The sequence below is a fragment of the Alteromonas sp. genome (assembly GCF_984505615.1).
Map to the genome: position 1 here is coordinate 1 of NZ_CFHOXV010000004.1, position 15,890 is coordinate 15,890.

The window sequence follows — 15,890 nt, forward strand, 5'->3', positions numbered from 1 at the left end:
GCGTTGAGGCGGGGATTAAAAAATAAATTATAACGCACTTACACCAGGGAACAAACCATGAAACGAATGAAGCGCAAACGACTCGCGTGCAGCATAGCAGTGCTGCTTGCCATCTCTGTATCGCAGGCCATGGCGGCTCCGGGGTATTACCGTGAACCGGTTTTGCATAATGACCAGCTGATATTCAACGCTGAAGGCGATCTCTGGTCTGTAGATTTGAACACTAAGAATGGCGGTCAGTTCGGAGCGACACGGTTAACTACCCAACGGGCAGAAGAAACGCAGCCGGTTATTTCTCCTGATGGCACACAACTGGCGTTTGTTGCTAACTATGAAGGCACGACAGAAGTTTACATAAAACCTGTGAGTGGTGGTGTAGCAAAGCGTGCCACCTTTGAAAATGCGGCAGTTAAACTGCACCAGTGGACGACATCCGGCGCGCTCCTTTACAGCACGAACAGCCATACAGGACCAGCCAATAGTTATGTTCTTAAACTGCTGGAGCCGGATTCTGGCAAGGTCACTACTTTACCTCTCGCTGATGCAGTAGAGGGGGTCATTGATGACAAAGGTGAGTGGCTCTACTTTGTTCGCTTTGGCTTACAGGTATCCGGCGACAATGCAAACTATTACCAGGGGGGCGCGAAAGGCGAACTCTGGCGCTGGAAACTGCATTCCGGGCAGGAGGCTGAGCGGTTAACAGCAGACCATAACGGTTCTGTACGCACGCCAATGCTGGCAGACAACCGTGTTTATTTTATCAGTAACCAGGATGGCCCGGACAGCCTCTGGTCGATGACTCCCGACGGAAAATCTCTGCGAAAAGAATCCGCAACGGCAGACTGGACGGTACGCGGTGCCAGTGCAGACAGCAACCGGATTGTGTACCAGCAGGGTGCGGATTTAGTGTTGAAAGACTTGTCATCAGGCAGCAGCGATATTGTGCCGGTTCAGCTAATTTCAGATTTCCCCTACCTGCGGGAACACTGGGACAATGCGCCTCTTGAGTTTCTTACCAATACGGCCTTCGCGCAATCCGGTGATGCCGTTGTGCTGACCGCCAGGGGCCGCATTGCTATTGCCAGAACAGATGGTTCAAGACTGGTTGAAGTGGATACGCCGGAAGATTCACGCAGCCGGAAAGCCCTGCTCAGTCATGACGGGAAGTGGGTTTATGCATTAAATGACGCCAGCGGTGAAACGGAGATCTGGCGTTTTGCAGCAGATGGTTCTGACCAGGCTGAGCAACTCACAAAAAATGGCGATGCCTTCCGCTGGCAGTTATCCCTTTCACCTGACGGTAAGTGGCTTGCCTTCGACGATAATGAGGGAAAGGTTCAGGTTCTCAATACTTCTGATAGCACGGTGTCCACGGTACTGGACGACAGTGACGGATTGTTTGCCACCCCGGACCTGGTGTGGTCTGCGGACAGCAAACTGCTGGCTGTCAGCCGTAATATTTTAGGTAACGAGCGCAACAGTATTTATCTGTATGCCATGGCTGAACAGCGGGGGATGGAAGTAACATCGGATAAATACCAGTCTTACTCTCCGGCGTTCAGTGCAGACAGTCAGTGGCTTTATTTTCTGTCTGACCGGCATTTTGCTCCTTCACCGTCGAATCCCTGGGGCGATCGTGCCATGGGGACTGCCTTTGACAAACCGACACAAATTTTTGCTCTTGATCTTACCGGTAACGGTGAATTCAGTTTTGCCGCGCCAACCGAGCTGAACCGTAAAGTAAAAGGCTCAGAAAAAGATGAAACGGGGTCAGAGCAGGAAGGTGAGCAGGAAGGCGAGCAGGCCGGCCCCGTTGTAACATGGGATGGCCTGACTTCGAGACTCTGGCAGGTGCCAGTCAGTCCGGCTAACTACGGTCATCTGACTATGACTGACTCAACCTTATTTGTAACGGAACAAAGTGGCAGTGCAGCCGTGCTGAAAGGGATGGCAATTAAGCACGACGGTAAGCTGAAGCCGGTGACCTCCGGTGTGGCCGGTTATGCCTTATCCGCAGACAGAAAGTCCCTGTTTGTACACAAACAGGGTAAGGGCAATAAGCACATGTACATCGTGCCTGCCAGTACCAGTTTTCCGAAAGACTTGTCAGGTAAGCAACTCGATACAGCAGGCTGGCAAATGCGCATTACGCCGCAACAGGAATGGGCGCAGATGTTCCATGATGCCTGGCTGATGCACAGGGAGTCACTGTTCGATCCGGCGATGCGGGGGCTCGACTGGAAACAGGTAGAAAAGAAATACGCTCCGCTGCTTGCACGTGTAACACACCGGAGTGAACTGAATGACGTTTTTGCCCAGATGATGGGAGAGCTCAATGCGTTACACAGTCAGGTGCGGGGCGGTGAAATGCCGGCTGATAAAAATGCAGCCAAAGCGGCCATGTTGGGCGGGATCCTTGAAGACACCGCTGATGGTGTACTTCTTTCCCACATTTACCGTTACGACAGTGAAATTCCGGCAGAAGCTCCACCTCTGGCAAAGCCGGGTACCGATGCGAAAGAAGGCGATATAGTCCTTGCGGTAAATGGCCGTGAAACACAAACCCGCGCAGACGTAGTACGGGCGCTCATGAACACCGCCGGCAAGCAGGTGTTGCTGACACTGAAACGGGGTGAGAAAGTAGTGAAAACCGTTGTTACCCCGACAGATGTGAATACAGATTTTGCACAGCGTTACCGTGACTGGGTAATGGCGAACAGCGAAAAAGTGAATCAGGAAGATGCTGACATCGGCTATCTGCACCTCTATGCAATGGGGGGTAATGATGTGGCGTCGTTTGCGCGGGAGTTCTATGCCCAGTATAAAAAGGATGGCTTAATCATTGATGTCAGGCGTAATCGCGGTGGCAACGTAGACAGTATGATCCTTGAGAAACTGCTCCGGCGGGTATGGATGTTCTGGCAGTATCCTACCGGTAGTGTTGGCACAAACATGCAGCAAACCTTCCGTGGCCACCTTGTGGTACTGGCCGATCAGTTTACCTATTCAGATGGCGAAACGTTCACTGCCGGAGTAAAAGCAATGCGCCTGGCTCCGGTTATCGGCAAGCAGACCGCAGGTGCCGGTGTGTGGCTTACCGGACGCAACCGCGTTGCCGATAATGGTATGGCGCGGGTGGCTGAATTTCCTGTATTTGCTGCAGACGGACGCTGGATAACTGAAGGGCGGGGGATCAGTCCGGACAGGGAAGTCGATAATCTTCCTTATGCAACATTTAACGGAAAAGACGCCCAGCTCGAAGCTGCAATCCGCTATTTAAAAGAGCAGATAAAACTGAATCCGGTAAACCCGCTGGAAGGAGAGACACTCCCGGATGTTCGCACGCCGGCGCATGATATCCGGCCGTAACGGGGCAACATCAGGTTTATATTTTTAGTTTGCTTTTTGGCCAGTTAGTGTTGTTATATTTGTCACACAAACAGGGAGTGTGTCATGAAAACAAATATTTTCGTAGCAACATTTCTGGCCTTACTGACAGGGAGTTTGTCTGTCGATGCCACTGGCAATGAGCCGGAATTCCTCAAGTATTACCCGACGTGTGATTACGAAATTATTGATACCGGTGTGGCTGTTGTTATGTCATTTGTGCAAGGCAATGTGGTCAGCGAGGCTGCGCACAACGACATGATGGCGGATGCCCGTGATGATTTGTTTAACAAGGCGCTGGAGGTCGATGCCCGGGGGATCGTGTTACTAAAAGCCAAATTTAATCAGATCAATAATAATCGTGGCAAAATGAGGGTGACCGCAGAGCTATTATCCGGATGCAAGGACGGCAGCGATTATGATGAAGGTGATGTGACTCCACTCACACCAAACGGACACAAACAGTTCAGCATGAATGTTATATGCTCTGAACGAACCATTACCCTCGATGCGTTCGGTGCCGGCAAAGTAATAACGCCTGCACTGCCAGAAAATACCGTCGTGAGTATCGCTGAGGGCATGTACGGCATCAAGCCCGGTGACTCGTCAGAAAAGGTGGAAGACATTTTTGGTACTCCTTCTTTTACGTTCAGACAGGATGAGCACTGGACAATGCTTGCCTATGGCCGCTCACACTGGATTACCCTGAAAGACGGCATCGTGACAGAAGCCCGTTTCGGCTCACCATTCTTTGGCAATGAATTAACCAACTTTTTCTTCTTTGATGATCGCTTCGACTACCGTAAGTGGTCAATTAATGGCATCGGGAAAGGAGACATTTATACCGGCAAAAAACAACAGATTTTCAGGCAGGGAAGTATAACGCTTACGCTCACCGGCGAAACTTATCTGGTGAACAATCAACAGGATGAAGAGCAGGAAGCTACCGGATTTGTATTGCGCGATGAAGAACTGATGGCATCGTTACCTGAGTTTACCTGGCAGAAAAGTAATGAGGCCGTTGAATATCTGAATGAATACATAGCGCAGGACAGAGAAACCGGGAGTTTAGATATCTCTGCACTGCCCGGCGAGAAGATTGGCTGGACGAGCCGGCAATCCGGAAAAGGATATGTGCTGATAAACCCGTGGACGCTGGTGGAAGTTGTAGGACGGAATGTCAGCAAGGTCAACGTCAGCCCTGATTTCATTCAAAGTGAATATACAGACTCTCACAACTGGCATTTCGCACAATTTTACAAAGGGCAACCGAAAGCTGACGCTCTGTCCGCCGCCGGTGAAAACAGCTTCGTTATGTATGATGTTATCGAAGTAGAAGCGCCTGATTATCTGTATAAAGTCTATATGTCAGAAATAAACGGCACAGAGCAGGTGTACAGTATGGAAATGCGTATTTTTTAACGTATGCCCTGCTTAATTGGTGTAGTGGCTTTTGAGTTCTTTTTGCAGATCCATTACCGTGCTTAATCGCAAACAATGAAAAAGGTACGCTGATGACACACGATGAATTTTTGGGGTATTGCCGGGAGCAACTTATTCTGAGTTTCCGCAATACTTTGTCAGGCAAGCCGGACAACGTGCAAAAGCACCGGACCGAAGGCCTTATTCAGGCAGCAAAACTGCTAGGAATTGCCAGCCATTCTGATATTTCGCAAATCATTGAAGAAGAGCATCTGGCTGTTTTTGGTGAAACAGTCAGCGAGCGGACCGCAAGAAAAAAATCCCTCACTGAGCTGAAAGAGCAGTCTCCGGATATTTACTACGACATCCCTGCAATCGAACGCCTGTAAAACGCGCTGCGGCCTCTACTCAGGACGCAGTTGAATACCCGGGCGTGACATTAGTTTTATACTTTAGTTTACTTTTTGGCCAGTTGGTGTTGTTATAATTGTCTAACAAACAAGGAGTGTGTCATGAAAACAAATACTTTCGTAGCAACATTTCTGGCCTTACTGACAGGGAGTTTGTCTGTCGATGCTACCGGCAAGGAGCCGGAATTCCTCAAGTATTTCCCGACGTGTGATTACGACGTACTCGATACCACTGTGGTAAGTGTGATGTCTTATGTGCGTGGTGACACAATCAGCGACGCCGCGCATAAAGAAATGATGGCTGAGGCCAGGGACGATCTGTTTTACGAAGCCCTTGATGCTGATGCGCAGGGTGTCGCAGTGTTACGGACAAAATTTCAGCAAACCAGCTATGACCGTGGCATGTTAAGGGTAACGGCCCAGTTGTTATCTGAATGCAAAGATGGCAGTGAATATGTTGATGGTGATCTGACCCCGTTTACTCCGGACGGATTCAAACAATTCGGCATGAATGTCATCCGCGCCAAACAAACAATCTCAGCGCCGGCGTTTGAAGCCTCCGATGATAAAACCCCGCCATTGCCACAAAGCACTGAAGTCAGTATCGGGCAGGGCATGTATGGCATCAAACCCGGTGATAAGCAGGAAAAAGTAGAAACGTTGTTCGGGACGCCTTCTTTTACGTTCAGGCAGGATGAGCACTGGACAATGCTTGCCTATGGCCGCTCGCACTGGATTACCCTGAAAGACGGTATCGTGGCAGAAGCCCGGTTCGGCTCAGCATTCTTTGGTAATGAACTGACCAACTTTTTCTTTTTTGATGATCGCTTCGACTACCGTAAGTGGTCAATTAATGGCATCGGGAAGGGAGAGAGTTATTCAGGCAAACAGCAAATGTCTTTCAGACAGGGAGATATTACCCTTACGCTAACCGGCGAAACCTATCTGGTGAATGACCAAAAAGATGTAGAGCAGGAAGCTACCGGTTTTGTATTGCGCAATGAAAAAGTGATGGCGTCGTTACCTGAATTTACCTGGCAGGAAAACAATGAGGCTGTGGCATTTCTGGATGACTTTACAAATCGGGACGACAACGGGGAAAGTCTGGATATCTCCGCACTGCCCGGTGAAAAGATTGGCTGGACGAACCGGCGATTTGGCAAAGGGTATGTGTTAATAAACCCCTGGACGCTGGTAGAAGTCATTGGCCGGAATGTCAGTAAGGTGAATGTCAGCCCTGACTTTATTCAGAATGAATACGCCCAAACTCATCAATGGCGCTTTGCGCAGTTCTTTAAAGGGCAATCTAAAAACGATGCCTTATCTGCGGTGGGCGAGGACAGTTTCGTGATGAATGATGTTATCGAAGTGGAAGCGCCTGATTATCTGTATAAAGTCTATATGTCAGAAATAAACGGCAAAGAGCAGGTGTACAGCATGGAAATGCGTATTTTTTAACGTACCTACGCCCGTACAACGTGCTGCGTCCTCTACTCAGGACGCAGTTGAATATACGAGCGAGACATCAGCTGGTTGTATACGCCTTCAATATTCAGTGGCATCTACTTACTTTCAGTTATATAAATGTATAACCATGTATGTTTGTCGCTGATTTCACTGACAATTTCAGCATCTTCTTTCATGCGACTCATTCTTATTCCAATGTTAAGCGACTAATTTATAGTCAAAATTTAATGCTTACACTATCTGTGTCGCAAATGTCGTTAAAATTCACTATTGTCGCCAAATAACCAAAAGTATAATTTCGCGAATTTGGATCTTGTTCATACTGTGTACTACGTTTATTGGCATCACCGATCACTTTCTGTCCGGTTTAATGCCAACACCGAATAGTGAGGAGTAATCAGGTGAGTACACGGGTTTTAGTTGTAGATGATTCCGTTTCAATCAGACAAATGGTGGAAATGACATTGCGTGCGGCTAACTTCGAAGTGACATTAGCCGAAGACGGTCAGCATGCACTGGATATGTGTTCCGGTTCAGCATTTGATGTTGTGCTTACAGACCAGAACATGCCACGCATGGACGGACTGACACTGATTAAAGCGCTCAGAGGCAAACCGGCATTCCAACGCGTTCCTATCGTCATGTTAACTACCGAAGCAGGTGATGACATGAAAGCAAAAGGGCGTGCGGCCGGTGCCACCGGCTGGATGGTTAAGCCTTTTGACCCCAATAAACTTGTGACAGTTATCAATAAGTTGGCCAGCTGATTCTATGCTTCACGGGAGCGTAAAATGTCCATTGATGTTGGGCAGTTTCATACTGTCTTTTTCGACGAAAGCGACGAACATTTGCAGGAAATGGAACGCATCTTATTGGAAATTGATGTGTCTGCCCCTGATGATGAGGAACTAAACAGCATATTTCGCGCCGCCCACTCCATTAAAGGCGGCAGCGGTATTTTTGGTTTCGACGCACTTACCCGTCTGACCCATGTCATGGAAAACCTGCTCGACCAGGCCCGCAAACACCTTATGCCACTCACCACGGAATCCGTGGACTTACTGCTTTCCTCCACAGATGTGCTGAAGGAAACCCTCGAAGCTTACAAAGCGGGAACTGATACTCCCGACGACAATATTTCTGCCCGTATTGCTGAACTGGAAACCGTCCTTGGGAGCGGGAGTCAGGGAGAAAATAGCAGTCAGGCCAGCCAGCCGGCGGCATCCTCTGAATCCGGTGATAACGGTGAAGGGTTCGATTTCGGCTTTTTTGATGATGAAGAAGCATTACCTGTTGTCGCAGAAAGCGCAGATGAAACCTCTTCTGCTAACACCACAGACGTTGCGGCAGATGCCAAAGCGGCCGGACAGCCTGAGCCAGCTCCTGCGGCCGTTACCGTAAAACCGAAAGTACCGGCGAAAGCCCCACCGGCCAAAGAGAACGCCTCTATCCGCGTAGATACTACCAAGATCGACGGGTTGGTGAATCTGGTGGGAGAGCTTGTAATCACCCAGTCAATGCTCTCGATGGTGGGCAGTGAAGTAGACGGACAGGCAAGCGACCGGTTGCAACATGCAATCACCGAGTTGCAACGCAATACTCGGGAAATTCAGGAATCGGTGATGTCCATGCGGATGTTGCCTGTAAATATGACCTTCAGCCGTTTCCCCCGGGTTGTCCGTGACTTGTCTAAAAAGTTAGGTAAGCAGGTCAATCTGGTGATGGAAGGTGAGCACACCGAAATTGACAAGAGTTTGATTGAAAAGCTGGTGGATCCGCTTACCCACCTGGTGCGCAACAGTATTGATCACGGTGTGGAATCCCCTGAAGTCCGTAAGGCAGCCGGTAAACCAGAGGCGGGTACGGTGACTCTGAGTGCGGAGCAAAAAGGCGGCAATATCGTCATCGGTATTACAGACGACGGTGCGGGTCTTAACCGTGAGCGCATTCTGGACAAAGCACGTCAAAATGGTCTGCCTTTCAGTGACGACATGCCAGACAGTGATGTGTGGAATCTGATTTTTGAGCCCGGCTTTTCCACTGCTGCGGAAGTGACTGACGTCAGTGGCCGGGGAGTCGGTATGGACGTGGTCAGACGAAATATTGAGTCGATTGGCGGAAGAATTGAGATAGTTTCAAAAACTGGAGAAGGATCAGGGTTTTACATCCAGTTACCCCTCACTTTAGCCATTCTTGATGGCATGTGTGTGAAAGTTGGAAGTCGCATTTTTGTGATTCCTCTACTAAATATAATTGAGTCATTCCAACCAAAGCCTAACGAACTGAAAAATATCCGGAATGAAAAACTGCTGTGGATCAGAGAACAGTACTGGCCGATGGTGGCACTGCACCAAATGATGGATATCGATGATGCCGTCACGTCGGCTACTCAAGGCATTGTTGTACTGGTGGAAAGTAGCAAAAAACGCTACGGCATTCAGGTTGACTCCATTTTAGGTCAGCAGCAGGTGGTGATTAAGAGTCTGGAACGCCATTACCGGAAAATCCCCGGTCTGGCAGGAGCAACAATTATGGGTGATGGCACCGTGGCCATGATACTGGATGCAGACGCCGTGGCAGAACATTGTCAACTGCCCGCAGAAGAGGAGTTATGTGTATGAGCGAAGCCGCCGTACAACAGTCGGTGATGGCCGGAGATGATCGTGAATTTCTCAGTTTTGTTTTAGGTGAGGAGCACTACGCGCTGGACATCACCACCGTGAAGGAAATCAGAGGTTATGAGCAGGTAACGAAAATCGCCAATGCTCCCGACTTTATAAAAGGGGTCATGAACCTGCGGGGCGATATTGTGCCTGTGGTTGACCTGCGCATTAAGTTCAATGTGGGCGAAGCCACTTACAACGAATTCACCATTGTCATTATGTTGAATGTGGATGAGCGCATAGTGGGTATTGTGGTTGACGGTGTATCCGATGTTATCCGTTTAAGTGAAGAAGAAATGTTGCCACCTCCGGAGTTTGGCGTGGCGTTTGATAGTCGGTATTTACATGGCTTGGCGGATGTGGACGAAACCATGGTCATTCTTGTCAATATTGAAAGTTTAATTAACAGCAATGAACTTGGGCTGGTGGAAGTCAGTCAGGCGAGTGTAGGAGAGTAATCGATGGGTGTTTTTAAATGGTTAAGTGGTGAGGACAATGCCGTAGTAGGATCGCTGGAAAGCATTCAGGCCCTCGATGCATCGTCTGCAAACCTGCTGATTTTAGACAATCAGTGCAATATAGTTGTCGCAAACAAAGCGGCAAAAGCACTGCTGGGGCAACTGGAAGGTAGCATCAAAGCCCGCAATGGCAGCTTTTCGGTCATGACCCTTATTGGCAGTAATATCAGTGCCCTGGGCTTACAGGCCAGCAGTCTTCAGCAGGCCGCGGCCCAGTCGCCGGTCGGTGGCGAGGTATTACTGGAACTGAAGGACCGGAATATTAAGGTCACGGTGGCCGGGCTGAAAAACGTGCGTGGCGAGACAACCGCCTACAGCGTTGAACTGATTGATAATCAGGATGCCATTTTAACCAATGCCATTACTGACGCACTGAATCGCGTTCAGGCGGTTATTCAGTTCTATCCGGACGGCACGATTATTACCGCTAATGAAAATTTTTGCGGTGCAGTGGGTTATGACCTGGAAGAAATTCAGGGTCAACACCACCGTATCTTTTGCAAAAGCGATTATACGTCAAGCCAGGAATATAAAGACTTTTGGCGCAACCTGGCCCGTGGTCAGGTGTCCTCAGGTGAATTCTGCCGTATTCGCAAAGACGGCAGTGAGATTTGGATCAATGCATCTTACAACCCAGTATACGATGAAAACGGTAAAGTGATCCGGGTTGTTAAATTTGCAACAGACATCACTGACGAGAAAATCAAAAATGCTTATTACGGAGGTCAGATTGAAGCTTTGAACCGTGCTCAGGCGGTTATCGAATTTAACCTGGACGGTACAATTATCAACGCCAATGAAAATTTCCTTGGCGCTATGGGTTATTCACTGGAAGAAATTCAGGGCAAACATCACAGCATGTTTGTTGATGCGGAATATAAGAAAAGTCCGGAATACCGTTCATTCTGGGAGCAACTGGGCAAAGGTATTTACTTCGCCGATGAATTTAGACGCATCAATAAAGCCGGTGACGATGTGTGGATCCAGGCATCCTACAATCCGATTTTCGACCAGAATGGTAAACCCTACCGCGTGGTTAAATACGCCGTAGATATTACTGCGCGGGTTAAGGCGGTTCAGGCTATCCGCGCCACTATGCAGCGTCTGGTGGTGGGCGATCTGGATACCGACCCGTTACGACTTGATGGTGACTTCGCTGAACTGGGTAATTCAATTAACCAGTTTGTTCAGGACAATAAACGTATCATCGGTACTATCAGCGATGTTATGTCTTCAATGTCAGCCGGTGACTTAACACAGCGGGTAGATGATGACTTCCAGGGTGAATTCCAGGTGCTGGCCAACGCCATCAACTCATTTGCCGAAGAAATCTCAGGCACTATCCGTTCGATTAACGAAGCGGTAGACACCATTAATACGGCTTCGTCGGAAATTGCCACAGGTAACGCCGACTTATCCAGCCGTACTGAGCAGCAGGCGTCCAGTCTGGAAGAAACAGCTTCCGCTATGGAAGAACTGACCGGCACCGTGCGTCTGAATGCAGAGAACGCAGAGCAGGCAAACATGCTGGCTTCACAGGCTTCAAAAGTTGCCAATGAAGGCGGGGATCTTATTCGACAGGTGGTCGATACCATGGGCGATATTAATGCGTCAGCTCAGGAAATCTCAGACATCATCGGCGTCATTGACGGTATTGCCTTCCAGACTAACATCCTTGCACTGAATGCGGCTGTAGAGGCAGCCAGAGCCGGTGAGCAGGGCCGCGGTTTTGCTGTGGTAGCATCGGAAGTGCGTACGCTGGCACAACGTTCAGCGGAAGCCGCGAAGGAAATTAAAGAGTTAATTTCTGACTCTGTGGGCAAAATCAACGGTGGTAACCAGCTGGTTAACAAATCCGGCGATACCATGGCTGAAGTGGTTAATGCGATTCAGCGCGTGAACGACATCATGTCTGAAATCTCTGCAGCGTCTTCTGAGCAGGCTACCAGCATCGAAGAAGTGGGCAAAGCCGTGAACAGCATGGACGAAATGACGCAACAAAACGCGGCACTGGTTGAAGAGGCTGCTGCGGCGGCTGACAGCTTGCAACAACAAGCCATTGGCCTGACAGAACGGGTGGCGATGTTCAAACTGGATGGTGGCAGTTTGCTTGCGCCACCGCCGGCGAGAAAATCAAACGGTGCATCAAAGCCGGCCGCGCGTATGACAGCCGTGAGTGCGCCTAAAGCTCTGAAGCCAGGCTCGCCGAGCGAAAGTGAGTGGGAGACATTCTAAATGACCGCCGCAACCGCTGAGCAAGTCGACAGAGAATATGCTTATAGTCAGGACGACTTCGAACGGGTGCGCGCCACCGTGTTTAAAATTGCAGGCATTCGTCTGGCAGACTCTAAAGTTACCATGGTGTACAGCCGGTTATCCCGGCGCCTCAGGGCGCTGGGGCTGAAAACCTTTAGTGACTATTTAAAAGTGGTAGAGCGCAGTGACATTGAACAACAGGAATTTGTTAATGCGCTGACTACTAACTTAACGTCATTTTTCCGTGAGCCTCATCACTTCACCGCGCTGGAAAAATACCTTCGTAATCATTCCAATGTGACCGCGATTTGGTGCGCGGCGAGCAGTACAGGAGAAGAACCTTACTCTATTGCTATGACGGTAGCTGAAACCTTTGGCTCATTCCGGCCGGGTATCAAAATCTACTCATCGGACATTGACAGCAAGGTGCTGGCAACCGCAAAAAATGGTGTATATAAAGCATCGTCCATCGAGAAAATGTCACCTGAAAGACAAAAGCAGTTTTTCTACCGGGGCAAAGGCTCGAAATCCGGTATGGTGCGGGTGGTCGATGAAGTACGGGAGATGGTGGAATTCAGGCAAATCAATCTGTTACATAAAGATTATGGCTTCAAAGAGAAAATGGATGTCATTTTTTGCCGTAACGTAATGATTTACTTTGATAAACCTACTCAATATCAGATCCTGAACAGGTTGGTCGGTCATCTCAAGCATGACAGCTTGTACATTGCCGGGCACTCTGAGCATTTTGCTGATGCGTCGGATATTCTAAGACCGGTCGGTAAAACAATTTATGCGCCAGTCAGGTAGTTACACATAACGTGACCGCCCATGATTTTAGTCAGCCTCCCACCTATTACGACAGTCGTTTTGGCCGTGATGCGGTAAAAATTTTACCCGGCCAATACTATGTCACTGCGGCAGACAAACTCATTGTGACGGTACTGGGATCCTGCGTGGCAGTATGCCTGTATGATCCCATCACTGAAGTTGGCGGCATGAACCATTTCATGCTGCCAAATAATAAGCAAATCGACAAAATGTCTTTTGAAGCAAACCGCTACGGTGTGCATGCCATGGAAGTGCTGTTAAATGATTGCCTGCATCTGGGCGGAGAAAAGAAACGTCTGGTTGCTAAGGTATTTGGCGGTGCCAGAGTGCTGCCCGGATATGTGCAAAATGATATCGGCGCAACCAATTCTGAATTTGCCATCGACTTCTTAAGAACCGAGAATATTCCCATCCTGGCCAGCGATTTGATGGCTAATTACGCCCGCAAAATTTACTTCACGCCATCTACCGGTTCGGTGCTGATGAAGCGCATTTACGACATGAACAACAACACTATTCATGACCGTGAAGCGGAACTCGCCATGCGTGTTAACGAGGAAACAAAAGCGACCGGTTCCATTGATATGTTTGGGAATTAAGCAGGAAAAGGACTGTAAGTCATTAAAATCGATTCCTGAAACGTATTCCGTGTGTCATGAAAGTTTTTTAAAAATCTGTTTGCGGTAGTTTTTGTGATGTTATAACATTTTGCGCCGGTAAATTCCCGGCACAGAAGATTTTATGAAAAAGCAGTTTTTATATTCATTACTCGCACTATCCACCAGCGCAGCAGCACAAGAAAGTGTTATTGCCGTGCAGGAAAAGAAGGATGACGTGGAACACATTGAAGTGAAGCGACACTTCCAGCCTTACCGTGGCAATGTTCCGTTAATTCAAACGCCTCAGGCAGTTGATCGTATCAGTGCAGATCAGTTAGCCAATGAAGGCATTACCCGTTTCATCGATGCGCTGGATTTTTCTCCTGCGGTAGTCAGACAGAATAATTCCGGCGGCATGTTCGACAGTTTTGCCATCCGTGGTTTCTCAGGCGATGAAAACAACGCCACTGGCTACCTCATCAACGGCTTTAATGTTCGCGGCTACAGCGGGAACCGCGGCACCGTAAACATTCAGTCAGTTGAAGTGATGAAAGGCCCCGGTTCTGCCTTGTACGGACAGGGAGAACCCGGCGGTACCATCAATATCATTACTAAAAAGCCGCAATTTGAAGAACAGGGCTACGTTCAGGGCACACTGGGTAATTACAGTAAGAAACAGGTTGAATTCGATTACACGAATGGTCTGAATGATGACATGGCTTACCGGCTCAATGGTTCATATGAAGACTCTGACACATACAGAGATACCGTTTTCTTTAAAAACCTGAATATCAATCCTTCGTTCATCTGGAACCTGTCCGACGTAACCAGTTTGAGTTATCAGATGGAAATCCTTGATCAGGAGAAACCGCTGGACCGTGGTGTCTATGTGCTGGACAACGATTTTGATGCGGTGAACCCTGAAGACTTTTACGGTGATATCCGGGACGGTGCACATGAAGTCAAAACCTTCGGTCATCAACTGGTGCTGAACCACGAACTGACTCACAGCTGGCACCTGCTTACAGGTATGGCGTACCGCGATTCATCCATGAAAGGACAATCTTCAGATACAGAGTTGTCGGCTGGTCGTCAGTTATTACTGACTGATCCGGATATTCTGTCGCGCCAGCGAAGAACCCGTGATTATGAAGCGCAGGATTTATCCTTACGTGCAGAATTGAGCGGCGAAGCAGAGGTTGCCGGTTTAACCAATAACCTGCTGATTGGTCTGGATTACTACAATTATCATATCGATACTGACTATCGTCGCTGGCGTACAGCCTGGGGCGCGGGCGACACCACTTACAGTATCGATCCTGCCAATCCTGATTACACCATAGCCCGTCCAGATGTCTCCCCTGTTACCCTTACTGCAGAAAAGCAACAGGGTCTGGGTTTTTATGCGCAGGATCTCATCGAGTTAAATGAAGCCACTAAACTTCTGCTGGGTTTCCGTGTAGACAAATTCGAGCAGGAAATTTATGACCATCTGGCAGGTGCCGGTCAGAGCCAGGATCAAACAGTGGTCACGCCCCGTCTCGGTCTGACTTACGCTGTAAACGAAAAGGTGAGCCTGTATACCAGCTATGCTGAAGGGTTCAGACCCAACCCCGGGCTTGACTCCGACCGCAATGCGTTTGACCCGGAAGAAACTACCTCGTTTGAGGTGGGTGCTAAGTGGGAAAATCTGGCTGAGCGGTTCTCCGGTAGCATTGCTATCTTTGACGCTGAAAAAACCAATATGCTGACAGCAGAGCCCAACACCGGGTTGTCGGCGACATTAGGTACAGTGGAGAGTCAGGGCGTTGAGTTTCAGCTGACCACAGACTTAACTGCCTATACCCGTCTGGATTTCTCGTATGCTTACACGGATGCGCAAACAGCGAATGAAGTGAATAACCTCGATTGGGGCGTGACCATTCCGAAAGGCTCCCGTCTGATCAATGTGGCGAAACACGCAGGCTTTATCTCGTTGAATCACTATACGCAACTGATGAAAAAAGAAGCCTTCTTCGGCGCCACGGTGCGTTATGTGGGCGACCGCCTGGGGGAAACCACTGACGCCGGATTTATACTGCCTTCCTATACGCTGGTGAACCTGTCGGCTTCGCTGGCATTAAATGAGAAGCTGAGTGTGAAGTTCGACGTCCACAACCTGTTTGATGAAGTGTACTTTGAAAACTCATACCACAAGCTTTGGGTAATGCCGGGCTCGCCGGTGAATTATACTGCCAGCGTGAAATATCAGTTTTAACTAACTATGCTCATAAAGCCGGTCGTGCTGCCTTCAGGGGCCGCTGACCGGCTTTTCTATATTTAAGCCGCTACCAGTCC

At 48.9% G+C, this 15,890-nt stretch carries 11 protein-coding genes; all 11 read left to right on the forward strand.

Features of this window, described 5'->3' with window-relative positions; genetic code table 11:
* The first annotated feature begins 66 nt into the window (after positions 1-66).
* The 11 genes from AC4PME_RS04220 to AC4PME_RS04270 all read left to right on the forward strand — a co-directional run bounded on the left by AC4PME_RS04220 (position 67) and on the right by AC4PME_RS04270 (position 15,810).
* Complete coding sequence (locus tag AC4PME_RS04220; protein ID WP_491529508.1) at positions 67-3,369, forward strand: S41 family peptidase; 3,303 nt, start codon at positions 67-69, stop codon at positions 3,367-3,369.
* Positions 3,370-3,453: 84 nt separating this feature from the next.
* Positions 3,454-4,809, forward strand: a complete 1,356-nt coding sequence (locus tag AC4PME_RS04225; RefSeq protein WP_491045214.1) for a hypothetical protein — start codon at positions 3,454-3,456, stop codon at positions 4,807-4,809.
* Positions 4,810-4,901: 92 nt separating this feature from the next.
* Complete coding sequence (locus tag AC4PME_RS04230) at positions 4,902-5,198, forward strand: hypothetical protein (protein ID WP_491045215.1); 297 nt, start codon at positions 4,902-4,904, stop codon at positions 5,196-5,198.
* A gap of 123 nt (positions 5,199-5,321) precedes the next feature.
* Entirely contained in the window at positions 5,322-6,677 is a 1,356-nt protein-coding gene (locus AC4PME_RS04235) for a hypothetical protein (protein WP_491045216.1), read from the forward strand.
* A 410-nt stretch (positions 6,678-7,087) separates the two neighbouring features.
* Positions 7,088-7,453 carry a response regulator gene (locus AC4PME_RS04240; protein WP_119502839.1) on the forward strand — a complete coding sequence of 122 codons (366 nt, stop codon included), beginning with the start codon at positions 7,088-7,090 and terminating at the stop codon, positions 7,451-7,453.
* 24 nt (positions 7,454-7,477) lie between these two features.
* Positions 7,478-9,307: a chemotaxis protein CheA gene (locus tag AC4PME_RS04245; RefSeq protein WP_491045217.1), complete on the forward strand. Its 1,830-nt coding sequence runs from the start codon at positions 7,478-7,480 to the stop codon at positions 9,305-9,307.
* Entirely contained in the window at positions 9,304-9,807 is a 504-nt protein-coding gene (locus AC4PME_RS04250) for a chemotaxis protein CheW (protein WP_490709725.1), read from the forward strand. Before AC4PME_RS04245 ends, AC4PME_RS04250 begins: the two co-directional genes overlap by 4 nt.
* A 3-nt stretch (positions 9,808-9,810) precedes the next feature.
* Positions 9,811-12,102 (forward strand): methyl-accepting chemotaxis protein, encoded by a 2,292-nt coding sequence (locus AC4PME_RS04255; protein ID WP_491045218.1) that lies wholly within the window; start codon positions 9,811-9,813, stop codon positions 12,100-12,102.
* Positions 12,103-12,933, forward strand: a complete 831-nt coding sequence (locus AC4PME_RS04260; protein ID WP_491045219.1) for a CheR family methyltransferase — start codon at positions 12,103-12,105, stop codon at positions 12,931-12,933.
* An 11-nt stretch (positions 12,934-12,944) separates the two neighbouring features.
* A complete protein-coding gene (cheD, locus tag AC4PME_RS04265; protein WP_303572111.1) occupies positions 12,945-13,553 on the forward strand; it encodes a chemoreceptor glutamine deamidase CheD in 609 nt (202 codons plus the stop codon).
* Positions 13,554-13,695: 142 nt separating this feature from the next.
* A complete protein-coding gene (locus tag AC4PME_RS04270; RefSeq protein WP_491045220.1) occupies positions 13,696-15,810 on the forward strand; it encodes a TonB-dependent siderophore receptor in 2,115 nt (704 codons plus the stop codon).
* Positions 15,811-15,890 lie beyond the last annotated feature (80 nt).